Annotated in this window: 22 protein-coding genes; 1 reads left to right on the top strand and 21 read right to left on the bottom strand. The window is 38.0% G+C overall.

The window, feature by feature from the left end; genetic code table 11:
* Positions 1-3 precede the first annotated feature (3 nt).
* The 17 genes from rapZ to hprK form a co-directional block, all read right to left on the bottom strand.
* Complete coding sequence (gene rapZ, locus MHB55_RS15955; protein ID WP_144538965.1) at positions 4-888, bottom strand: RNase adapter RapZ; 885 nt, start codon at positions 886-888, stop codon at positions 4-6.
* Between the two features lie 3 nt (positions 889-891).
* The gene (locus tag MHB55_RS15960; protein ID WP_144538967.1) at positions 892-1362 is read right to left on the bottom strand and encodes an NUDIX domain-containing protein; all 471 of its coding nucleotides are present in this window, start codon (positions 1360-1362) and stop codon (positions 892-894) included.
* Positions 1363-1558: 196 nt separating this feature from the next.
* Positions 1559-2509 carry a thioredoxin-disulfide reductase gene (trxB, locus tag MHB55_RS15965; RefSeq protein ID WP_340863640.1) on the bottom strand — a complete coding sequence of 317 codons (951 nt, stop codon included), beginning with the start codon at positions 2507-2509 and terminating at the stop codon, positions 1559-1561.
* A 68-nt stretch (positions 2510-2577) separates the two neighbouring features.
* Positions 2578-4107 carry a tetratricopeptide repeat protein gene (locus MHB55_RS15970; protein ID WP_229654023.1) on the bottom strand — a complete coding sequence of 510 codons (1530 nt, stop codon included), beginning with the start codon at positions 4105-4107 and terminating at the stop codon, positions 2578-2580.
* Positions 4108-4183: 76 nt separating this feature from the next.
* Positions 4184-4810: a bifunctional phosphoribosyl-AMP cyclohydrolase/phosphoribosyl-ATP diphosphatase HisIE gene (gene hisIE, locus MHB55_RS15975; protein ID WP_144538971.1), complete on the bottom strand. Its 627-nt coding sequence runs from the start codon at positions 4808-4810 to the stop codon at positions 4184-4186.
* 29 nt (positions 4811-4839) lie between these two features.
* Positions 4840-5577, bottom strand: coding sequence for a 1-(5-phosphoribosyl)-5-[(5-phosphoribosylamino)methylideneamino]imidazole-4-carboxamide isomerase (gene hisA, locus MHB55_RS15980; protein WP_340863641.1), 738 nt, complete (start codon positions 5575-5577; stop codon positions 4840-4842).
* 12 nt (positions 5578-5589) lie between these two features.
* A complete protein-coding gene (gene hisB, locus MHB55_RS15985; RefSeq protein ID WP_151113122.1) occupies positions 5590-6186 on the bottom strand; it encodes an imidazoleglycerol-phosphate dehydratase HisB in 597 nt (198 codons plus the stop codon).
* Positions 6179-7465, bottom strand: coding sequence for a histidinol dehydrogenase (gene hisD / locus MHB55_RS15990; protein ID WP_340863642.1), 1287 nt, complete (start codon positions 7463-7465; stop codon positions 6179-6181). The genes hisB and hisD overlap by 8 nt, the downstream gene beginning before the upstream one ends.
* Before the next feature lie 11 nt (positions 7466-7476).
* Complete coding sequence (hisG, locus tag MHB55_RS15995) at positions 7477-8106, bottom strand: ATP phosphoribosyltransferase (RefSeq protein ID WP_144538979.1); 630 nt, start codon at positions 8104-8106, stop codon at positions 7477-7479.
* Entirely contained in the window at positions 8099-9286 is a 1188-nt protein-coding gene (locus MHB55_RS16000; protein ID WP_318245418.1) for an ATP phosphoribosyltransferase regulatory subunit, read from the bottom strand. The genes hisG and MHB55_RS16000 overlap by 8 nt, the downstream gene beginning before the upstream one ends.
* A gap of 346 nt (positions 9287-9632) precedes the next feature.
* Positions 9633-10259 (bottom strand): nitroreductase family protein, encoded by a 627-nt coding sequence (locus tag MHB55_RS16005; RefSeq protein ID WP_144538983.1) that lies wholly within the window; start codon positions 10257-10259, stop codon positions 9633-9635.
* Between the two features lie 62 nt (positions 10260-10321).
* Positions 10322-10756 (bottom strand): MarR family winged helix-turn-helix transcriptional regulator, encoded by a 435-nt coding sequence (locus MHB55_RS16010; RefSeq protein ID WP_151113113.1) that lies wholly within the window; start codon positions 10754-10756, stop codon positions 10322-10324.
* A 202-nt stretch (positions 10757-10958) separates the two neighbouring features.
* The gene (locus MHB55_RS16015) at positions 10959-11468 is read right to left on the bottom strand and encodes an acyltransferase (RefSeq protein WP_191697633.1); all 510 of its coding nucleotides are present in this window, start codon (positions 11466-11468) and stop codon (positions 10959-10961) included.
* Positions 11465-12121 carry a pyrophosphatase PpaX gene (ppaX, locus tag MHB55_RS16020; protein WP_340863643.1) on the bottom strand — a complete coding sequence of 219 codons (657 nt, stop codon included), beginning with the start codon at positions 12119-12121 and terminating at the stop codon, positions 11465-11467. Before ppaX ends, MHB55_RS16015 begins: the two co-directional genes overlap by 4 nt.
* Complete coding sequence (locus tag MHB55_RS16025) at positions 12118-13056, bottom strand: nucleoside recognition domain-containing protein (RefSeq protein ID WP_340863981.1); 939 nt, start codon at positions 13054-13056, stop codon at positions 12118-12120. Before MHB55_RS16025 ends, ppaX begins: the two co-directional genes overlap by 4 nt.
* 23 nt (positions 13057-13079) lie before the next feature.
* Complete coding sequence (gene lgt / locus MHB55_RS16030) at positions 13080-13889, bottom strand: prolipoprotein diacylglyceryl transferase (RefSeq protein WP_340863644.1); 810 nt, start codon at positions 13887-13889, stop codon at positions 13080-13082.
* Positions 13890-13917: 28 nt separating this feature from the next.
* On the bottom strand, positions 13918-14847 hold the full coding sequence (gene hprK, locus MHB55_RS16035; RefSeq protein WP_144538993.1) for an HPr(Ser) kinase/phosphatase: 930 nt from the start codon (positions 14845-14847) through the stop codon (positions 13918-13920).
* Between the two features lie 119 nt (positions 14848-14966).
* Here hprK and MHB55_RS16040 point away from each other — a divergent pair, with 119 nt between their 5' ends.
* Positions 14967-15518 (top strand): N-acetylmuramoyl-L-alanine amidase family protein, encoded by a 552-nt coding sequence (locus tag MHB55_RS16040; protein WP_340863645.1) that lies wholly within the window; start codon positions 14967-14969, stop codon positions 15516-15518.
* Positions 15519-15660: 142 nt separating this feature from the next.
* On the opposite strand, the gene MHB55_RS16045 is transcribed toward MHB55_RS16040, so the two are convergent.
* The 4 genes from MHB55_RS16045 to MHB55_RS16060 all read right to left on the bottom strand — a co-directional run bounded on the left by MHB55_RS16045 (position 15661) and on the right by MHB55_RS16060 (position 22443).
* On the bottom strand, positions 15661-16788 hold the full coding sequence (locus MHB55_RS16045; RefSeq protein ID WP_144538997.1) for a DUF4097 family beta strand repeat-containing protein: 1128 nt from the start codon (positions 16786-16788) through the stop codon (positions 15661-15663).
* Between the two features lie 101 nt (positions 16789-16889).
* On the bottom strand, positions 16890-19760 hold the full coding sequence (uvrA, locus tag MHB55_RS16050) for an excinuclease ABC subunit UvrA (protein WP_340863646.1): 2871 nt from the start codon (positions 19758-19760) through the stop codon (positions 16890-16892).
* A gap of 6 nt (positions 19761-19766) precedes the next feature.
* The gene (uvrB, locus tag MHB55_RS16055) at positions 19767-21749 is read right to left on the bottom strand and encodes an excinuclease ABC subunit UvrB (RefSeq protein ID WP_154310096.1); all 1983 of its coding nucleotides are present in this window, start codon (positions 21747-21749) and stop codon (positions 19767-19769) included.
* 463 nt (positions 21750-22212) lie between these two features.
* Positions 22213-22443 carry an IDEAL domain-containing protein gene (locus MHB55_RS16060; RefSeq protein WP_144539003.1) on the bottom strand — a complete coding sequence of 77 codons (231 nt, stop codon included), beginning with the start codon at positions 22441-22443 and terminating at the stop codon, positions 22213-22215.
* Positions 22444-22586: the final 143 nt, after the last annotated feature.

The following is a 22586-nucleotide window of genomic DNA, read 5'->3' on the forward strand; positions in this document are numbered from 1 at the left end:
TAGTCATTCCTTCCTAATTGTAACGTCTCGATGCGTAATTATAGTTTCGTCATCCGCCTTCAAAAGGTTACCAAAATATTCTGCCAGTGTAACAGAACGATGTTGACCGCCCGTACAACCAAAGGCAATTACAAGCTGCGTTTTTCCTTCTCTTTTGTACTGCGGTATCATAAAGTTGAATAGATCAGTCAGCTTCTCTATTAAAGTCTTCGTGTCTGCCCATTTTAGAACGTAGCTAGAAACTTCTTCATTTAACCCTGATTTCAAACGAAGCTCCTCTATGTAATAAGGATTTGGGAGGAAACGCACATCAAAAACCAAATCAGCATCAATGGGAATTCCGTGCTTAAATCCGAAGGACATGACATTCACCGTAAAGACCTTGCTTCCATTCGAAGAAAATTCCTCTTGAATTTTTTCACGTAGCTCTCGAGGTTTCATCTTTGAAGTATTATAAATGAATTGAGCTCTTCCTTTTAAATCAGAGAGAAGCTCTCTTTCTTTTTTGATGCCCTCTAAAGGCAATCCAGCATTAGCCAATGGGTGGGAACGTCTAGTTTCCTTATATCTTCTGACAAGTACCTCATCCTGTGCATCTAAAAACAGGACCTTCGGAGTTACAGAAGTTGCTTCCTGAAGATGATTAACTGAATCCACCAATGAGTGAAACATTTCTCCGCCTCGCATATCCATTACAGCGGCAATGTTTCGAGGTTGCTGGTTTGACTCAATCATTAGCTTTATAAATGTACTTAATAGTTCGGGTGGAAGATTATCGATGCAATAATATCCTAGATCCTCAAAGCTTTGTATAGCTACTGTTTTTCCTGCTCCGGACATACCCGTTATTATAACGACTTCTGTTTCTTGCTTTGGTTGTGCTTCCACTGTTTATATTTCCTCCCCTGATTGCTGAATAGTTTCACTTATCAATGAAAATTCTGGAGTATAAACGAAGGTACCATACTGCATACCTTTTTCTTTTACAGCGAACAACAGATTAGTACGGTCTCCTTCAGCCATCGGAAGATGTTGTAAGGATTCAACTGGGTGCCATTCAAGCACACCTTCTTTAGTTTCTTTATATGGTGTTCCTTCTATATCTGTTCCGATAAAGGTAAATAACATCCATTCATCTATACGCTTACCGTCTTCTTCAATCACCATAGTATAAATACCTTTTAAATGAGGATTGATAGGCACTGTGTTTGTTTCTTCCGTAAATTCACGTACCGCAGAAACTAGAATGGATTCTCCTTCCTCCATCTTGCCACCTGGCGCTACGTACCAATTTCTACGTGGTTTCTTTAATAAAAGAACTTTGTTGTCTTTACATATAAGTAAGTTAGCGATTCTTTGCACGTATGGTCACTCCATCTTTCACTTTAGTTACATTCTATTATACATGAACTTACACAAAAAGAGACTGCTTCACGACTTAAATCGCAAAACAGCCTGTTCAAAATCTTGCATATATAAAAAGGGGGTCAATTTATATACTTTAATATACACCTTTAATATTTCAGTACAGTTACAGTTAAATTAAGATAAAATTAAATTACACATTTGTTGTATTTTTATCTTTTAAGTGCTCGATATAGTGCTGAGCTGATAATGCAGCAACACTTCCGTCACCTGTTGCTGTAACGATTTGGCGAAGCATTTTGTCTCGAACATCACCAGCGCCAAAGATTCCAGGTACAGTTGTTTCCATTTTTTCGTTTGTCACGATATAACCATTTTCGTTTAAAATACCAAGATTAGTAAATGGTTTAGTTAATGGAAGCATTCCTACATATACGAAGACGCCGTCTGTATCAAATGATTTTTCTGAACCATCCGCTGTAGAGACTAGAGTAACACTAGAAACCTTACCATCTGTTCCATGAATCTCTTTTAATGTTGTATTCCAGATGAAATCAATTTTTTCATTTGCAAAGGCACGATCTTGCAGGATTTTTTGAGCACGAAGCTTATCTCTGCGGTGAACAATCGTTACTTTGTTAGCAAATTTAGTTAGGAAGGCTCCTTCTTCTACAGCAGAATCTCCTCCTCCAACCACTACAAGGTTTTTACCTTTAAAGAATGCACCATCACATACTGCACAATAGCTGACGCCACGACCACCAAGCTCTGTCTCACCGGGAATACCCATTTTTTTGTATTCGGCACCTGAAGAGATGATGACTGCTAACGCGTTATATTCTTTTCCGCTTACTTTAACTGTTTTATAGTCTCCATTATCGATTACCTCGGACACGTCACCGTAAGCATATTCTGCACCGAATTTTTTTGCATGGTCGAACATTTTAGTGGAAAGCTCAGGTCCTAAAATTGTTTCAAACCCTGGGTAGTTCTCTACCTCTTCTGTGTTGGCCATTTGGCCGCCAGGAATTCCACGCTCAATCATTAAAGTGGAAAGGTTTGCTCGTGAAGTGTAAACAGCAGCTGTCATGCCTGCTGGACCGGCACCTATAATTATTACGTCATATATTTTTTCAGTTGTCATCTAAATTCCTCCTACTTACTACATACCAACAATCTAACTAATTTTATATCCTTCATCAACTAATATGCTTAGGAGTCAGAAAAAGGTAAAAATTGGATGAGTTCGTTGACGTATTTCGTGAGTGTTGCAGTTGTAATCCCATATTGCTCGGCAAATTGTTTTTTCGTCACGTTTTTCATACGAGACGAAGCAAACATATACTCCGTAGCGGCTGCTAAAGCACGTGGATTTTTAAATGCGTAAGCACGTTCTAATGCTCTTTCTACTAAAACAAACCACATTTGGAACAGGAAGGTATCTGACTGTTCTAATGGTTTATGAGCGTCATAAAGTAAGTCAGAGGCAGAAATTGCTCTTAAAAAAGCTTTCTCTGCTGGAGACTTTTCATCAAATTTATGGCCTAATGAATTGGCCAAAAACAGTTTTTCCATAGTAGTTAGCTCATCCACTACAATCCATTTAGGATGGGCAATAATTTCCTGGCGATGTCTGGATTTCCCTAAAAGATAGAATCCAAATATACGTTCACTAATATGTTTATCCTGTAGCTTTTCCAATATCAAATTCTTTTGTTCATCACTATCTGGCTCCACTAAATCCTTCATTTGCGGTAGCCAAGGCTCGAAGCCTGCTTTTTCAGGGTCAAGTTTTAAAAGTGCCTTCCAAGCATTGCGGGCAACTTCCTCATGCCCTGCAAAGTATGCAGAGTGCGAGAGCCAAAAGTAAAATCCAGGATCTGCTTCAAAACCTTTTCTCTGTAAGCTTCTCAGCCATTTGAAGGCTTGTTCATATTTACCAATCAACGCAAAGGTAGCACCTAATTTGTATCGGTGCTCGATAAAATATGGATTAATCTTGGACAGGAATTCGATGATTTCATCTAGTTCCTCGGTATTTTTTTCATAATAATGAATTACCGCAAGATTACATAGCGCATGGATGTTCCCTGGGTTTTCTCTTAGAACTTGATGCAGTAAAGCCTTCGATTGCTCCTCTTCCCCTATATAAAAATAGGCAAGGGCCAGATTATTAAAGGCAGCCCAGAAATCAGGATGATCAGCAATTATAGATTCAAGTAGCTCCACGGCTTCCTCAAACTTTCCTTGCTCCATTAAACGTCTCGCCTTTTCCTGTAAAAACAAGGCTTCACTTGATGGAGTATCCAGCTGTAGAGATACGATATCCTCCTGCTCGGTAAAGTCGACGATTTCCATCGCTTCCTCCATATATTCTCCGCTTATTTCTTTTTCTAAATACATTTTGGCAAAGCGATTTGCCTCTATGAAGTTTCCTAAATGAGCATTTACCTCAGCTAAGAAGAATATAATATCCCCTTCGTTTGGGTCAAGCGCATGGGCACTTCTTAATAATTCATGAGCATAATCATATTTATCAAATTCCATTTGCAAAATGGCGTATTGGAGTAAAATCATTGGGTCATCCGGGCTTAAATCAGATGCTCTTTTTAAATACTTATGAGCTTTTTGATACTCATCCTTTTGAAGTTCATCTAATGCTTTTTTATAGTAATATTCGCCAGTCGGCAAGAATGAAATTATATTTTCTTTGTCTATTTTCTTTTTTCTTTTATTATTCAAGATAATCCTCCGAAAAATAATAAGGAACGTTATCACAACGTCCCTTATCAGTATAATCTCAGTATATCATAAAGTATTATTTTTTATGTGATTTCGTTTCATGTCTTTTTTGCAATACTTGTAATAAATCATAATAGCTTACATTTTGGTTTTGCAATAAAACAAGCAAGTGATAGATGAGGTCTGCGGCCTCCCATTTCAGCTCCTCTGCATCGTTATTTTTAGAGGCTATAATTACTTCTGATGCTTCCTCTCCGACCTTCTTGCATATTTTGTCTACACCTTTTTCAAACAGGTAAGTTGTATAGGCTCCCTCTGGCATCGTTTGTTGACGTTCTTCAATAGTTTTTATCAAGTTAGTAAGTACATTATAGCCAGATGCTTCTTCGAATTTTTCTAAGCTCTTATGAAAGCATGTCTCTTCTCCCGTATGGCAAGCCGGTCCACTAGGCAGCACTTCTAGTACGAGTGCATCTGAGTCACAGTCTGTTTGAATCGATACGACATGTTGGGTATTTCCAGACGTTTCTCCCTTGTGCCAAAGCTCTTGTCTGCTTCGGCTAAAGAACCATGCTTCCTTCGTCTCAACCGTTTTTTCATAAGCCTCCTCATTCATATACGCAAGCGTTAAAACCTCTCTTGTAACGGCGTGCTGTACAATTACTGGGATTAGTCCTTTATCGTCAAATGTTAATGTAGCCATGTTAAAAACTCCCCTTCAAGGATTGCTTGTTAATTTATTTTTTGTAACGCATCTGATAGTGTAAAACGGTTATTGTATAACGCTTTTCCTGTTATTACTCCACTTACGCTAGAAATTTTAGCCAACTCGGCAACTGCTCCAATGTCCTCTAAGGAGCTGATGCCACCTGAAACAATAATGGACAAACCTGTAGCCTCGGCAAGTTCTTTATTGGCTTTTAAATTTGGGCCCTGTAGTGTTCCATCTGTCGTAATATCCGTGAAAATGACATGTTTTGCTCCCTTGGAGGCAAAGTATTGGCCTACTTCAACTGCAGATTTACCAGAGGTTTCTAGCCAACCATGAGTTGCTACCATACCATCTTTTGCATCTAAGCCAATGACAATTCTGTCTCCACCATACTCCTCGATCAGTTCGGCAACAAGCTCAGGCTGTGAAATAGCAAGACTTCCAATAATGACACGGCTTACACCGTTATCCAAATAGTAGCTAACATCCTCCTTCGAGCGTATCCCACCACCTATTTGAACTTTAACTGGAAGCTCATTGGCAATTCGAATGACCTCATTTGCATGAATCTTTTCTCCATCCTTTGCTCCGTCTAAATCAACAAGATGAATCCATGTAGCTCCTTCATTTGCGAACTTTTTTGCCATCTCAAATGGAGAATCTCCATAAATCGTTTCTTGGTCATAATCCCCTTGATAAAGGCGTACACATTTACCACCCTTCATATCTATTGCAGGATACACTTGTATCGAACTCATGATATACCTCCTTTATGTGAGTAGACCTTTTGTGGAAGGTACACCCTTCACTCGATCATCTATTGTAATAGCTTCGTCAATGGCACGAGCCAGCGCCTTAAAGATTGCTTCAATCATGTGGTGAGTATTTGCCCCGTAATGAACAATTACATGGACATTCATACGTGCTTCTAGTGCAAACTTCCATAAAAACTCATGGACTAACTCTGTATCAAACGTACCAACCTTTTGTGTCGGAAATTGTGCTCTGAATTCTAAATGAGGTCTGTTCGAAATATCGATAACAACCTGAGCTAAAGCATCATCCATTGGAACAAATGCATTACCGTAGCGTTTGATGCTCTTTTTATCTCCTAATGCCTCTTTTACTGCTTGGCCGAGAACAATGCCTATGTCCTCTGTCGTATGGTGATCGTCAATATGCGTGTCACCATTTGCTTTTATCTTAGCGTTAAACAATCCATGTTTAGTGAACAGGTCTAGCATATGGTCCATAAAAGGAACACCTGTCTCGATTTCAGCCTTCCCCTCACCATCTAGGTTAATATCTACATACACCTTTGTCTCATTTGTCATTCTTTCTATTTGAGCGTTTCTTTGTTTAATCATTTAATAACCCCTTTTCCCAGCTTCTTGATTCAACAGAGCGTGCATGGCCCTCTAATTGCTCTAGTCTAGCCAAGCGAGCGATTTTAGGATATTGCTCCTGCCACATTTCCTTCGAATAATAAACTACGCTTGTTTTTTTAACAAAGTCATCTATATTCAACCCGCTTGAAAAACGGGCAGTACTATTAGTCGGCAGTACGTGGTTCGTTCCTGCAAAATAATCACCTACTGGCTCACTGCTATATCGACCAATGAAAATAGCCCCAGCATGCCTGATTTGCTCGCTTAGCTCTTTTGCATTTTCTGTGATAATCTCTAAATGCTCAGGAGCTAATTCATTTGTTGCTTTAACCGCCTGTTGTAGCGATTCAGCCAAATAGATGCGTCCATAGTTTTCAATAGATGCTCGAGCAATTTCTTCACGTGGCAGCAGTTGTAGCTGTCTTTCCACTTCATCTGACACCTTTTGTGCTAATCGCTCACTAGTGGTTATTAAAACAGAGCTTGCAAATGGATCATGCTCCGCCTGTGCTAGTAAATCGGCAGCTACCTCATCGGCAAAGGCTGTATCATCAGCGATAATAGCAATCTCACTAGGTCCTGCAATCATATCAATAGCTACCTTGCCAAACACTTCTCTTTTCGCAAGTGCCACATAGCTGTTACCAGGTCCTGTGATTTTATCGACAGGCTTAATGGATTCCGTTCCATATGCAAGTGCTGCAACCGCCTGGGCTCCTCCTACCTTGTAGATTTCGGTAATACCTGCGATTTTAGCTGCAACTAAAACCGAAGCAGGTAGCTTCCCGTCCTTAGAGGGTGGAGATACGATGACTACTCGATTTACTCCTGCGACTAGTGCTGGAATGGCGTTCATGAGAACAGAGGATGGATACGCTGCTGTTCCTCCAGGAACGTATAACCCAACAGCATCTAGTGGGGAAATTCTATATTGAATATACGAGTTTTTTTCTAAAGCAAGGTCAATATTTTGTCTGATTTGCTTCTCATGAAACAGCCGAATGTTATCTGCCGCTTCCTTTAAATCTTCTACTAACTGAGGTTCAAAGCTGAGGAATGCCTCTTCCATCTCCTCATCGGACACTTTCAAATTTGAAAGCCTTACCCCATCCCATTTTTCTGTATAAGCGAATAACGCTTGATCTCCGTTTTCTTTTACATCGGAAATCACCTCATGTACAGTTGTCACGTGATCGATATTTGCCTGTTCCATAGACCGCTGTAAAGAAATGGTGTCTGTAAGCTTTTCTATTTTCATCGTGGCATTCCCTACCTTTTTAGAAGTTCTTTATTTAGCTTCGCAACGAACGCTCGAATTCGCTCGCTTTTTACTCGATAGCTTACCGGATTGACGATTATCCTAGATGATATATCTACAATTTTTTCATATTCTACTAAACCATTTTCCTTTAACGTTTGTCCTGTAGATACAATGTCGACGATACGATCGGCAAGGCCAATCATTGGAGCTAGCTCAATAGAACCGTTCAGTTCAATGATCTCCACCTGCTCCCCTTTTTCCTTATAAAAATTGGTCGCAATCGTTGGATATTTAGTAGCAACACGAGGAGCTATCTCATTCATAACAGTATTCGGCAAGCCTGCTGTCGCAATATAGCAGTTACTAATATGCAAATCTAATAGTTCATGCACGTCCCGATGCTGCTCTAGCAAAACGTCCTTCCCCGCTATTCCAATGTCAGCAACCCCATGCTCCACATAAACTGGAACATCCATGGGCTTTGCCAGAATAAATTGTATCCTCTCATCCGGTGCCTCTACGATCAACTTACGAGAATCACTAATTTCGGCTGGTAAGTTAAATCCTGCGTCGATAAATAATTGATATGCTTCTTCAAAAATACGTCCTTTAGGCATTGCAATCGTTAATTCATTCACTTGCAGAACCACCTTCTACTACCTTAATTATTTCATGAAAACTATCTTGATAGGCTTCTATGTCATGGACACTGTCCTTATATTGAAGGGTGACACGCTCTCCATTATTTCTTCTTGCATCCGCTAGCACATTAGCCTTCAGGAATGAGCCCTTATCAAATAAAAGAAGCGTATGCTTTTCATCAGTTGCCTTTTTAGGCAATACTTCTAACAAGCGATCAACCCGTATTCCAAAGCCCGTAGCTCCCACGCTTTGTTCAAATTGCCTAAATAGCTCGTCATATCTTCCCCCATTGCCAATTGGAAAACCACTTCCTGCTGCATGAATTTCAAATAACATACCTGTGTAATAGCTCATATGACTCGCCAATGAAAAATCAAACGAGTAAATAGCAGGATCACTCAGTTGTACTTCTAAAAGCTTCTTTAGTTGTTCAATCTGATCCAATAAATACTGTTGTTCGTCTGTCAAAAGCTGTCTAAAATCTTCCCATGATTTAGACTCTAGCGTATAATCTACAAGCTTTGTCAAATTCTCCTTTTGTGTGTCTGTCAGCTTCAAGTCATCTAGCATTTGTACAAATCCTACAAAGTTCTTTTCTACTAGGAGCAGTCTAAGTGTTTCGACTTGCTCTAGCTTGCTAGTATTGTTAGAAAGAATTGCTGTCAGTATTCCAGCATGACCAATAGTAATTTGGAAGTTCTCCACGCCTAACGCTTTAATGAGTTCTACTGCGGTATAGATAATTTCACTGTCTCCATAAGCACTAAAATCACCAATCAGCTCTAGGCCCAGCTGTTCAAATTCCGCTGGTCTTCCGCCTTCACGTTGCTGTGCACGAAAGACGTTAGCATAATAAGCTAAACGTAATGGATTTTTTTCCTTTAAAAGCTTTGATGCTGCAATTCTAGCAATCGGGGTTGTCATATCAGGTCTAAGAACAAGCATCTCACCTTGATTGTCCACCAACTTAAATAATGAGGATTCATCGATTGCAGATGCTTTCCCAATGGTTTCAAAATACTCTACCGATGGCGTTTTGATAAAGTCATATCCTTTGTTTCGAATAAATTCTCTCGCTATAGATCTTATGTATTCTTTTTGCTCATTAACCTCTGGAAATGAGTCTCGCATCCCAAGCGGCTTTTCAAACATTTGAATTTTACTCAATGGTTTCACCTCTTATTTTAAATACTTCACTATGCTAGAGTGCTAATATAATAAATTAAGTAAATTTTATACTATTTCATACTATTCGTCAACTTCAGAACGTTATCGAAATCAGTAGGATTTTGAACAAGCTTACAGCTTCATTCAATAAGTAATAAAAAGCTTGAGATTGGAGGACAATCTACTATTTATATTATTTGTACTAATGCTTTGTGAATCACTTCCGAAGACTGATTTGTAGTGTAGAGATACTAAGAGCTTGCTCGACTCAGCGACAAATATTTGAAAAAGAAAAAAAGTACCTGCTTAATGATTAAGCAGATACTTCTTAGATTTTATTTTTCCAATACTTCTATTAAATATACCTAACGATTTGTTCAAGAGGAAGGCGTGAAGATCCGTATGCAGGAGCAGCTGCTTCTCCTATAGCAATAAGTAAAATTGGTACTTCATTTGGAAGTAAGTTAAATTTTTCAGCAAATTTGACTTTATCAAAGCCACCCATTGGGACTGTGTCGTAGCCCATATCTTTAGCTAATAACATAATTTGCATGGATATAAGTCCTGCATCAAAATGTACAATATTTTTCATTGTTTCTTGAGGTAAGTTTCCGTACAAGGCAAGAGAATTTTTTATCATTAAATCAGCTAATTCTCTAGGCATAAATTTTTGTTCATAGTTAGCGTCATATATTTTTTCTGCATTTTTGTACATTTCTAAATCTCCGAGTACAGCTATTATTGCTGATGAAGTCTCCACTTGTTCCTGATTATTAGCAATCACACGTAACTCTTTTTTTACCTGTTGATCTTCAATTACTATAAAACGCCATGGCTGCATATTGCTTGAAGAAGGCGCTGTAATCGCTTTTTGTAACAAAGTTTGTATTTCCTCATGAGGAATAACGACATTTTCTTTATATTTACGTACTGATTTTCTTTCGTGGATTAATTGGTCGATTGTTGTTTGTGTTTTTGGCATCTTAGATACCCCTTTCAAATGAATTATTTCGAAGTTTCAAGGAATGTCGTGTATTTTTCCTTTTAACTATTTAGCATTTCTGTGTTATCAATTAACTTTTTCACTAATATTTGAAGTTGCTTTATCTCTTGATCTGTAAATCCATTAAATAATTCATCAATAAATTGATTTTTATCTAAATCACAGTTCTCTAAAGTGCTTATACCGGCATCTGTAATCTCTACAATCACTTCTCTATTATTTTGCTTATTTCGATTGCGAACAACAAAGTTCTTCTCTTCCAGTATTTTCAAGTGTCTTGTAATTGCTGCTTGATCAATTTTCAACGTTTGCTGTAACTCTATTTGGGAAAGCTGTGCTCGTTCGAATAATGTGTGTAACATTTCATACCTGGTGAAACTAATACCAGTTCTTTTTTCAAAGTTTTGCGCTACTCGTCTATCAATACTTTGAAGCATAAGCAATGTTTGTTTTATTTCTTTAAAGGATTTAGTCATCGTTCCCCTCCTTACCCCTTGACGAATCAACTCTTGACTAATCAATCATTGACTCGTCAATTATATCTCAGTAAAAATATTAATCAAGTATTTTGCTTGAGAGAATTAGTTGGTAGTTTTTATCATATAAAAACTACACCTCCCCTTGTTAGTTAAAATCTAACAGGGGAGGTGCAGCTCTTTTCTAACATTAAATAGTTTTTTACTTTGCATTACGCTCTAGCATTTGTTCCTTCGTATAAATAATACTCATTGGGTTGCCTCCTACGAAGCAGCCCTCTGGCACGTCAGCATTTACTAGTGTTGCCGCAGAGATAATAGCGTCATTTCCTATTGTTATCCCAGGTAAAATAGTGGAGTTAGCGCCTATTAATACGCGATCTCCGATAATAACATCGCCAATTCGGTATTCATCAATTAAATATTCATGTGCCAATATCGTTGTGTTGTATCCTATAATCGTATTATTTCCTACTTTAATTCTTTCAGGAAACATAACATCTACCATCACCATTAAAGCAAAAGAAGTTTCCTTTCCAACTTCCATTCTTAAAAAAGTACGATAAAAAAAGTTTTTCCAGCTTAAAAAAGGTGAATATCTCGCTGCCTGGATAAAAATAAAATTTTTTATCACCTTCCAGAAAGGTACCGTATCGTACACATGCCACAGGGAATTAGCTCCCTTTACAAGGTATCTCTCCGTTTTTCTCATAAGTGCTGTCCTTTTTTTATAGAAAGTAAATCACTGATATGCTGCAGCATATAGGTTGGATTAAATGTTGCCAAGAATGCCTCACCCTTTATAGACCAAGCTACAGCGGCAGTATCTACTCCAGCACGTTGCCCACCAACTATGTCATGAAAATTGTCACCAATCATGAGGGCGTTTTCCTTACTGACATTCAATTGCTCTAGGGCAAGCAGAATAGGTTCAGGATCAGGCTTAGTATTTGATACATCTTCATAACCCACGATTGTGTCAAATAATGACTGACATCCAACAAGCTGAAGCCCTCTATCAATCATGGATCTTCTCTTTGTAGAAACGATTGCTAACTTATAGCCTTGATTCTTTAATTTTTGAAGGGTTTCGACAACCCCATCGAATGCTGTAACCATTTGATCGTGCTGTTCCTCATTCCACGCCCTGTATGACAAAATAAGTGACTCAGTTAACAATGGATCGATGCCATCAAAGGTTTCCCGAAGTGATGGCCCTAAAAAAGGTATTACACTTTCTCTATCATATTTCCCAGGAAATTTATCTCCTAAAATATGTAAAAAACTTTCAATTATGAGCTCATTAGTATTTAACCACGTTCCATCAAGATCAAAAAGCAACGCTTTATAGGTTGTTACGTTCATGTTGTAAGCACTTCCTTGGTTCTTTTCTGTTCTGATTTCCACCAAATATAGGCGACAATAATCGTCAAGACAAAAGCCGTAATCAATCGAATGAGCAAGAGAGGTAAAATTGGAATTCCTAATGGAACAAAAATTAACGTATCCTCTACAACGGCGTGACATGCCACTAAAAAGATGAATGCTAAAGTTGCGTCCTTCTTACTTACTCCGTCCTCCTGAACCGCTTGAATCATTACTCCTGCTCCATAAGCAAGACCAATCACTAGACCAGCGACTAGAGTCATGGAAGCATTCGGCTGCACACCAATTACTTTGGTGAAAGGTGCCAATTTATCTGAAAACTTTTGTAAGTAATTTCGGTCCTTTAAAAATTGGATGATCACCATAAGTGGAATAACAATTAGAGCAAGCTGCAAAACACCAAATGTAGCTTTTTGAAGACCGAGTAAAATAATTTCCAACCAGCCATCCGGTATGTTTTGTGTTGCGGTAACTACCCCATACTTTGCTACCTCGCCACCGCCTTGCCATACTAAGTTAATAACAACCGCTGAAACTATAGCGAGTCCGAATCGGACAACTAATACGATCCATAGCTTCACTCCAACCTTTAAAGCAACTCCTGTTTCAATAAAGATATTATGGGAGAACGATAGCATGGTTGCTAATATAAATACTTCCTTCACGGTTAACTCTAAAGACAATATTCCTGCTATACCTGCATAAAGATTTAATGCATTTCCTAGGACAAGTGGAATAGCTGCTTCTCCACGTAAGCCTATTAACCCCATAAAAGGCTCTATAAATTGTATAATCCATGGCAAAACAGGAGTGTGCTGCAAAATCACTACTATTAATGTTATTGGAAAGATAACCTTACTTAACGTCCACGTTGTTTTTAGACCGGCAGACAATCCCCTTTTAAGAGTCCCCATTTCCATACCCAATCCCATCTTTCTTACTTGTCTTGATAACGCACAACTGGCTTAACCATCGTTCTTCTATAAACAAATATAATAATTGCTACTGCAATAGTCACTAGTGATACAACCTGTGCAGTACGCAAATCACCTATTAAATATAAACTATCTGTACGCATTCCCTCGATAAAGAAACGTCCAACTGAATACCATGTTAAATAGAAGAGGAACATTTCTCCGCGACGCAAGTTCACCTTACGAAGGAACAGCATAATAATGACTCCAACCAAGTTCCAAATAGACTCATAAAGGAATGTCGGGTGATAATATTTTCCGTCAATATACATTTGCTCTATAATCCAGTTTGGAAGGAATAGGTTTTCTAAGAAAGTTCTCGTTACCTCTCCACCATGTGCCTCCTGGTTCATAAAGTTACCCCAACGGCCAACTAACTGACCAATCAAAATACTTGGTGCCAATATGTCCGTAACCTTCCAGAAAGAACTCCGACGTTTTCTCGTAAAGAAGTAAGCAGTTAAGAACGATCCTATTAAAGCACCGTGAATCGCTATACCACCCTCCCATATTTTAATAATATTCTCTGGGTGCTGACTATAGATATCCCACTTAAAAATTACGTAGTAAATACGTGCACTAATAATAGCGATTGGAACTGCCCAAAGAAGTAAATCGGTTAAATAATCCGGATGAAATCCTCTTTTTACCATTTCACGCTGTCCAACTATAAATGCAAGTACGATTCCAAACGCAATAATTATACCGTACCATCTTACTTCTAGCGGTCCTAATGAAAAAGCGACCGGATCAATTGCCTGTAGAATATTCATAAAAGCTCCTCTCAACCAAATATATTATTTAAAACTCTCCATTTTGGTTTATAACATCGTCTAATCGCTTTGCAAAATCCTCTGCTGCATTAACACCCATTTTTTTCAATCGGTGATTCATGGCAGCAACTTCTATGATGACCGCTAAATTTCGACCTGGTCGAACTGGGACCGTTAGCTTAGTCACCGCAGTATTAATAATCTCCATTTTCTCTTCCTCAAGACCTAGTCTGTCGTAAGTTTTCTTTTCATCCCAGATTTCTAGCTCGATTACAAGAGTGATTCGCTTATAGCTTCGAATGGCGCTAGCACCAAACAGTGTCATAATATCTATTATACCTAATCCACGAATTTCCAAAAGATGCTCAATCAATTTTGGGGCGCTTCCTACTAAAGTGTCCTCGCCCTCCTGTCTGATTTCCACGCAATCATCCGCAACTAACCGATGTCCCCTTTTCACTAATTCTAGGGCTGTCTCACTTTTACCTACACCGCTTTTTCCAGTGATCAATACACCTACACCATATATATCTACCAATACTCCGTGAACTGCAGTAGTAGGTGCTAGCATACTTTCCAAATAATTCGTAAGCATACTAGAAAATCTAGTGGTCGGCATGCTAGTAGTTAGAACAGGCACCGAGTTCTCGTTAGATGCTATAATTAACTCACTGGGAACCTCCATGCCATGAGCAACAATAATAACAGGTGTGTCCTGTGCACAAAGCTTCATCATCCGGTCAGATCTTTCTTTAGGTTTGAGTAATTCAAAAAAGGAAACTTCCGTTTTTCCCATTAACTGAATGCGATCGGAAGGATAGTGCATAAAGTAACCAGCCATTTCTATACCAGGTCTTGAAATATCACTTATAGAAATGTGTCGTCCAATACCCTCTTGTCCGCTAACTAAGGACAAATTAAATTTCTCTTGTATATCTTTTGTCGTAACATGAGACACATTTTCCACTCCTTTTACCCTCTGATAAACTTAGTTCTTATTTTAGCATGAATAAACATTGAATTAGTATCCATTTATCTTTTCTCTTCCTATTTATTAGTTAAAAGGAGTGAAGCGTATTGAGGATTATATTAGATGCAGGTCATGGCCCAGAAACAGCAGGAAAAAGAACCCCCGATGGTAAGATGAAGGAATTTGAGTTTAACAGTGCGGTCACAAGATTAGTTAAGAAAGAATTAGATAACACCGGAATCGTAGTTATTTTTAGTCATTCTGATGATGTCGATGTACCATTACGAGAGCGAACTTCCCTTGCGAACAAGTTAAAAGTACAAGCTTTTATTTCCATCCACGCCAATGCATACGGGAGCAATTGGAATGAAGTGAACGGTATAGAAACCTACACGTATTTGAAGCCTTCCGCCGATTCTATTTTACTAGCAAAACATATTCAAGAATCCCTCTGTATCTCTGTGGAAAGGAAAAATCGGGGGATTAAACAGAAGGATCTAGCTGTTGTACGAGATACTATCATGCCAGCAGTTCTAGTGGAATGTGGTTTTATGACGAACAAAGAGGAAGCAAGGCTTCTGCAATCCGAAGAATATCGTTTAAAATGTGCACAAGGAATTGCCACTGGGATAAAGATTTGGGTAAAAAATAAAAACTAAAAAAGTAGAAGGGTGTTTGTGAACATCCCCTTCTACCTTTTTCCTACCTATTGCTTTTCTTAAGCGTACCAACTCTATATAATTTTGAAGGACTTTATAAAGAAAAGACCAAGTCAACAAATGACTTGGTCTTAGTTGTTTATTATGCCTCCGTTGTATATCTAACTAAAACTGATCCTGTTTTAGCATCTCCATATACTCGTAACGGCTCTCCCTCAGAGTCTACTACTTTTGTGAAGCCTACTTTTTTATTGAGAAGCTGCTCAGATTGGTTTAACTGAGTTACATCAGAAAGCTGCACATCTATACGCCCTAACTGTGTAGAAGTTTCGCCTTTTAAAGAAACGTTTTTAGGTACATAAATTTCAACAGTACCTGCTACCGCTGTTCCTTCGATTTTACGTGCTTCTTTGTCTTTCGTTGTCAGAATTACATGTCCACTAACCGAAGAGCCTTCTATGTCCTTCAATTTTCCATCTACGTAAATGCGGCCATTCATCGTTTCTACCTCAACGGTGTCACCTTCAACATTTTGAACCTGGACTGAGCCATTTACAGTTTCTATGTCTGCTCTATGGAACTTACTATCTTCCAATTCCACCTTACCGTTTGTTGTCTTAATCTTAAAGGTTTTAGATTCTAGGTTTTTCGCAATGAAATCACCGTTAAACAAACGCGCAGAAATATGATTATATTCTTTTTCTGGTATATAAAGTGCTACTTGTACGGCTACCGTTTTCATATCACTATAAACACGTAATTTATTTCCTTCAGTAGTAAAGATAAACTCATTTTGGAATCTTGTTCTTGCTTCTTCCTCTGTAGAATTTTTAAAGGATTTTACCTTCACTGTAGCGTGGGTAAAAGGCTCCTCAGATGGATGAATTTCCACTTTACCATTTGCAAGATTAATCGCGATATCCTCAAATTGTATATCTTCTTTTACAAATTTTTCTTCAAACGTAACCGGATCACTTAATTTAACTTCAAACTCGAAATCCTTCATCTTATCTACAGTTCCTTGCATGAATTGCATGAAGCGATCTCCTACCATAGTAAAATCACGTTTCAGCTCTTCGATAAAATCAGTATTTCCTTGTCTCGTTTGGTGCGTTTTTTCTTTTTCTTTTTCTTCAAACTTCTGCTCATTTACTTGGGGAGTGACTATTGTTGCTTGCTTACCGAGCTCTTCTAAAAGTGCTAGTGCTTCCTGTGCAGTAATCGTGCCGTTTTCAACCATATCTAAAATACGTTTACGTTCCTCTTGCATAGTGAAAGGCCTCCTCATAAATTAAAAGTGTATTGCAAATTTCTTCCTATTAGTTATACGTTCTATGAGTCAAAAAGTTTCATTGAAGCTTTTTGAGTTTTTTAACTTTTTGTAGTTGCTTTGTTAATGCCTTCTTCCATTCTTTTACGGTCACGCTCTAATATAGTTTTTAAATACTTACCAGTATAGGAATTCTTGGCTTCTGCAATTTTTTCTGGTGTTCCAGATGCTAGGATTGTTCCACCTTTATCGCCACCCTCTGGTCCCAAATCAATTAAGTAATCAGCTGTTTTAATGACGTCCAAATTATGTTCAATGACTAGAACAGTATCTCCATTTTCAACTAAGCGCTGTAAAACAATAAGTAATCTTGCAATGTCATCGACATGTAATCCTGTAGTTGGCTCATCCAAAATATAAAATGACTTACCATTAGAGCGCTTATGTAGCTCTGAAGCCAGTTTCACACGTTGCGCTTCTCCACCAGAAAGAGTGGTTGCGGGCTGACCAAGTTCCATATAACCTAGCCCCACATCAAAAAGGGTTTGTATTTTGCGACTGATTTTCGGATGGTTTTCAAAGAAAGCAACCCCTTCTTCTACTGTCATCTTCAAAATGTCCGAAATGCTTTTTCCTTTATATAATACTTCCAGTGTCTCTCGATTATAGCGTTTACCATGACATATCTCGCAAGGCACATAAACATCCGGTAAAAAGTGCATCTCGATTTTGATAATTCCATCGCCTCGACAAGCCTCACAGCGTCCACCTTTTACATTAAAGCTGAAGCGTCCTTTTTTATATCCTCTAATCTTAGCCTCATTAGTCGTTGCAAAGAGATCTCTTATATCATCAAAAACGCCAGTATAAGTGGCAGGATTTGAGCGAGGTGTGCGTCCAATCGGCGACTGATCGATATCAATCACCTTATCTAGCATTTCTATTCCCTCTATTGCTTTATGTGCACCTGGCAACGTCCTAGCTCGGTTAATGTTGTGTGCTAATGATTTATACAGAATTTCGTTGACCAATGTACTTTTCCCAGAGCCAGATACACCTGTCACAGCAGTAAATACCCCTAGTGGAATATCGACGTTTACATTTTTCAGGTTATTTTCCTTAGCACCTTTAATCTTAATAAAACGACCATCTGGTTTTCTTCTTTCTAGAGGAAGAGGGATAAACTTTTTCCCGCTTAAATATTGTCCTGTAAGAGAATTTTTATCTTTCATTACCTCTTCAGGAGTTCCGGCAGCTACTATTTGTCCACCATGTACTCCTGCTCCTGGACCTACATCAATCAAATAATCAGCAGCCATCATCGTATCTTCATCATGTTCTACAACGATTAAAGTGTTTCCTATATCTCGCATATCCTTCAGAGTTGCTACTAAACGGTCATTGTCTCTTTGGTGTAGACCGATAGAAGGTTCATCAAGAATATAAAGCACACCCGTAAGACGAGAGCCTATTTGGGTCGCTAAACGAATTCGTTGAGCCTCTCCTCCGGATAATGTCCCGGATGCCCGATTCAGAGTCAAATAATTTAGTCCCACATTATCTAGAAAGCTAAGTCGTTCATCAATTTCTCTTAAAACTAATCGAGCAATTTGCATATCCTTCTCTGACAATTTCAGTTCACTGAAAAATTTATTTGCTTCCTCAATCGAAAATCTAGAAACTTGGCCAATATGCAATGAATCTATTTTCACGGCCATCGTTTCTTCCTTTAAACGGTAGCCCTTACAAGTAGGACAGTCATGCTCTGCCATATACTTTTCCATTTGCTCTCGAATATAATCAGAGGAAGTATCTTTATAACGTCTTTCAATGTTAGCAAGTACACCTTCGAATTGAATCGAATTGTCCCTTACTTGGCCATATTCGTTTTGATAACGGAAACGAATTTTGTCCTTTCCTGAACCGTACATAATTTTGTTCCAATGATCTATAGGTAATTTTTCAACTGGAACATTCATTTTTATTTTGTAATGCTTACACACTGCCTCTAGTAGCTTCGGATAATATTGAGAGCTCGTAGGCTGCCATGCTACAATGGCTCCCTCTTCCAGAGTTAATGATTTATCTGGAACAACTAAATCTGGATTTACCTCTAACTTGGTGCCTAACCCATCGCAATCTGTACACGCACCAAATGGACTGTTAAACGAAAACATTCTCGGCTCTAGCTCGCCAATGGAAAAGCCACATATTGGACATGCATGATGCTCGCTAAATAGTAGCTCCTCTTGTTCCATCACATCTATTAGAACTTGTCCATCTCCGAGTCGTAACGCAGATTCTAAGGAATCGCTTAATCGTGCAGCTATACCTTCTTTTAATACAACTCGGTCGATGACTACTTCAATATTATGTTTTTTATTTTTATCTAAGTTTATATCGTCATCTAAGTCTATTAAATCTCCATTAATGCGAACGCGTACATATCCTTGCTTTTTCATGTCCTCTAGTAATTTCACATGAGTTCCTTTACGACCAGACACAATCGGAGCAAGAATCTGCATTTTAGTTCTTTCTGGATACTCGCTTAATCGGTCAACCATTTGCTCAATTGTTTGCGAGGATATTTCAATTCCATGGTTTGGACAAATTGGCTTCCCTACCCGAGCATATAACAATCGCATATAATCATAAATTTCTGTAACAGTTGCTACTGTAGATCTTGGATTTTTACTTGTCGTCTTTTGATCAATCGAAATGGCCGGTGATAGCCCTTCTATTGAATCAACGTCTGGTTTATCCATTTGGCCTAGAAACTGTCTTGCGTATGCCGATAAGGATTCTACATAGCGTCGTTGTCCTTCAGCATAAATAGTGTCAAAGGCTAAGGAAGACTTACCAGAACCAGATAAACCTGTCATAACGACAAGCTTATCTCTTGGTATTTTGATACTTATATCTTTTAAATTATTTGTACGAGCACCTTGAATATTAATCTCTTGGTTTTTCACCAATCATCATCCTTCCAGCTTGAGCTCCAGAATTGCATCACGTAATTCAGCAGCTCGTTCAAAGTTAAGCGCTTTTGCAGCATCTTTCATTTCTTTTTCTAGCTTTTCTAGTAGTTTACCCTTTTCCTCTTTAGTTAAGACTTTTCCACTAGTTAATTGCTGTGCATAGCTTTCCTCTTCTTCAGCCACTTGAGAGGCTCTAATTACTTCTCTTATTTTCTTCACAATTGTTTTAGGTGTAATGCCATGCTTTTCGTTATATTCCATTTGAATTGTACGACGACGCTTCGTTTCATCGATTGCTTTTTTCATGGAATCTGTCATTTTATCTGCATACATAATAACTTCTCCGTTGGAGTTTCGGGCTGCTCGACCAATCGTTTGAATCAATGAACGCTCCGAACGTAGGAATCCTTCCTTATCGGCATCCAAAATAGCAACTAGTGAAACCTCTGGCAAGTCTAACCCCTCTCGCAACAGGTTAATGCCGATTAAAACATCATAAGTACCTAATCGAAGCTCTCGAATAATCTCAATTCGTTCTAAGGTTTTTATCTCAGAATGTAAATACTGCACCTTAATGCCTATTTCTTTTAAATAATCCGTTAAATCCTCGGACATCTTTTTCGTCAAAGTAGTTATCAGTACTCGTTCATTTTTTGCCGATCTTTCATAAATCTCATTGATTAAATCATCTATTTGACCTTCAATAGGTTTTACGGTAATGACTGGATCCAATAAACCAGTTGGGCGAATAATTTGTTCAACCATTTCTGGTGTATGCTCCAATTCATATGGTCCCGGTGTTGCTGATACATAGATTGCTTGTTTTACATGTCCCTCAAATTCCTGGAATGTTAGAGGTCTATTATCTAAAGCTGATGGCAAACGGAAGCCGTAATTCACTAATACTGATTTACGAGCCTGGTCCCCATTATACATTCCTCTAACCTGAGGTAACGAAACGTGACTTTCATCTATTACGAGCAAGAAATCCTCTGGAAAATAATCTAATAATGTATAGGGTGTCGCTCCTGCTTCTCTTAATGTTAAGTGACGAGAATAGTTTTCTATTCCAGAGCAGAATCCCATTTCCTCCATCATTTCTAAATCATAATTGGTCCGTTGCTCCAATCTCTGAGCTTCTAACAATTTATCCTCACTGCGAAGGATAGTTAGTTGCTCTTCTAGCTCTTGACGAATATTATTAATCGCTATTTTCATTTTTTCTTCTCTAGTTACGAAGTGGGATGCAGGGAAAATAGCTACATGGTCACGCTCTCCTAATATTTCTCCTGTTAATGCGTTTACTTCACGAATTCTATCTATTTCATCACCAAAAAATTCTACCCTTAGGCATCTCTCATCTCGGGAAGCAGGGAATATCTCCACCACATCTCCACGGACACGGAATGTTCCACGAGTAAAATTAATATCATTACGTTCATATTGAACATCTACAAGCTTTCTTAATAGCTGATTCCTATCGATTTCCATACCTGTTCTTAAAGACACAACCATCTCTCTATATTCTTCTGGATTCCCTAAACCATAAATGCAGGAAACTGAAGCGATGATAATGACATCCTTACGCTCAAATAATGAGGAAGTGGCAGAATGTCGTAATTTATCTATTTCTTCATTTATACTTGAATCTTTCTCTATATAAGTATCTGTTTGTGGTACGTATGCCTCTGGTTGAAAGTAGTCATAATAACTAACAAAGTATTCTACTGCATTGTTAGGAAAGAATTCCTTGAACTCACTATATAGTTGTCCTGCCAGTGTTTTGTTATGGGCCATTACAAGGGTTGGCTTATTGATTTGTTGAATTACATTAGAAATAGTAAAGGTCTTACCGGTACCTGTGGCCCCTAGTAATGTTTGATGCTTTTTACCTTTCTTTACTCCTTTAACTAGTTCTTTAATCGCTTCTACTTGATCCCCTGCCGGCTCATACGGAGATTGTAAATCAAAGATTTGTTCCATATGTTTGCCTCCCGTGTGCTTAATAAATTTAGTGTAACATAATCATTTTTCTAACACTATTAAAACGAACATACGTTTTAAAACTTTTTATTTTGAGTATGTTGGACTATTGATGTAGCAACGTTTGAATAAAATATTACTCCTTGTATTACTACCCTCTTTTCAAGAAAAAGCTACATAAGATTCTAATTTGTCAAAGAGTAAAGGAATAATTTTTATTTTTGTTTCTACAAGAAGCCCTTACTATCTTAGAAAAATTGAAGTCCACTTATTTGAAGAAATCGTTTTAAACGATGAATCTTACTGCCTACATTGATTTACGCATTCTGCGCGATGACCATCATCCAAACAACTAAGTGAAACTTGTTCATTTTTAATGGCAAGGCTCTATTTATGAAATTAACTCATTTTTAAATTCAACTCCATAAATAGAAAAAAGCCGCTCTGCATAAGCGGCTTTTGTTTAACTCTTTAGTTGGAGCAAAACATTTGTATATTCGTTAAATGCTTTTCTGTCCTTACGATCCAACGCCTCATCTATCAACTCTAGTAATCGATAACTCCTTTGCTCCCGGTGGACAACATTTAAAAACATATCAAGATAAATTTCGTTTAACAATTTTTCTGCGGAGCTTTCTTTCCCTGTTTGTCCCATTGCTTTCATAAAATCTGTATATGAATATTGTTTGTCCATTATAATCACCCCGATGCCTTTTTTATATTATATAAAAGCTAAAGGCTACTTGCAATCATTTTAAGAAAATTTAGATTATATAGTAAACATCAAATATTTTAATAATTAGATATATTAACTTGATTTATTTCCAAATTTAACTA

The sequence above is a fragment of the Psychrobacillus sp. FSL K6-1267 genome (genome assembly GCF_038003265.1).
GTDB classification, from domain to species: Bacteria; Bacillota; Bacilli; order Bacillales_A; family Planococcaceae; genus Psychrobacillus; species Psychrobacillus faecigallinarum.

What these genes read in the sequence shown, in the direction of transcription:
- trxB (WP_340863640.1), bottom strand. Translation starts at nt 2,509, where the DNA reads ATGACAACTGAAAAAATATATGACGTAATAATTATAGGTGCCGGTCCA.
- hisIE (WP_144538971.1), bottom strand. Translation starts at nt 4,810, where the DNA reads ATGGCTACATTAACATTTGACGATAAAGGACTAATCCCAGTAATTGTA.
- hisA (WP_340863641.1), bottom strand. Translation starts at nt 5,577, where the DNA reads ATGAGTTCGATACAAGTGTATCCTGCAATAGATATGAAGGGTGGTAAA.
- hisB (WP_151113122.1), bottom strand. Translation starts at nt 6,186, where the DNA reads ATGATTAAACAAAGAAACGCTCAAATAGAAAGAATGACAAATGAGACA.
- hisD (WP_340863642.1), bottom strand. Translation starts at nt 7,465, where the DNA reads ATGAAAATAGAAAAGCTTACAGACACCATTTCTTTACAGCGGTCTATG.
- MHB55_RS16005 (WP_144538983.1), bottom strand. Translation starts at nt 10,259, where the DNA reads ATGCCAAAAACACAAACAACAATCGACCAATTAATCCACGAAAGAAAA.
- MHB55_RS16010 (WP_151113113.1), bottom strand. Translation starts at nt 10,756, where the DNA reads ATGACTAAATCCTTTAAAGAAATAAAACAAACATTGCTTATGCTTCAA.
- MHB55_RS16015 (WP_191697633.1), bottom strand. Translation starts at nt 11,468, where the DNA reads ATGAGAAAAACGGAGAGATACCTTGTAAAGGGAGCTAATTCCCTGTGG.
- ppaX (WP_340863643.1), bottom strand. Translation starts at nt 12,121, where the DNA reads ATGAACGTAACAACCTATAAAGCGTTGCTTTTTGATCTTGATGGAACG.
- MHB55_RS16025 (WP_340863981.1), bottom strand. Translation starts at nt 13,056, where the DNA reads ATGGGGACTCTTAAAAGGGGATTGTCTGCCGGTCTAAAAACAACGTGG.
- lgt (WP_340863644.1), bottom strand. Translation starts at nt 13,889, where the DNA reads ATGAATATTCTACAGGCAATTGATCCGGTCGCTTTTTCATTAGGACCG.
- MHB55_RS16045 (WP_144538997.1), bottom strand. Translation starts at nt 16,788, where the DNA reads ATGCAAGAGGAACGTAAACGTATTTTAGATATGGTTGAAAACGGCACG.
- uvrB (WP_154310096.1), bottom strand. Translation starts at nt 21,749, where the DNA reads ATGGAACAAATCTTTGATTTACAATCTCCGTATGAGCCGGCAGGGGAT.
- MHB55_RS16060 (WP_144539003.1), bottom strand. Translation starts at nt 22,443, where the DNA reads ATGGACAAACAATATTCATATACAGATTTTATGAAAGCAATGGGACAA.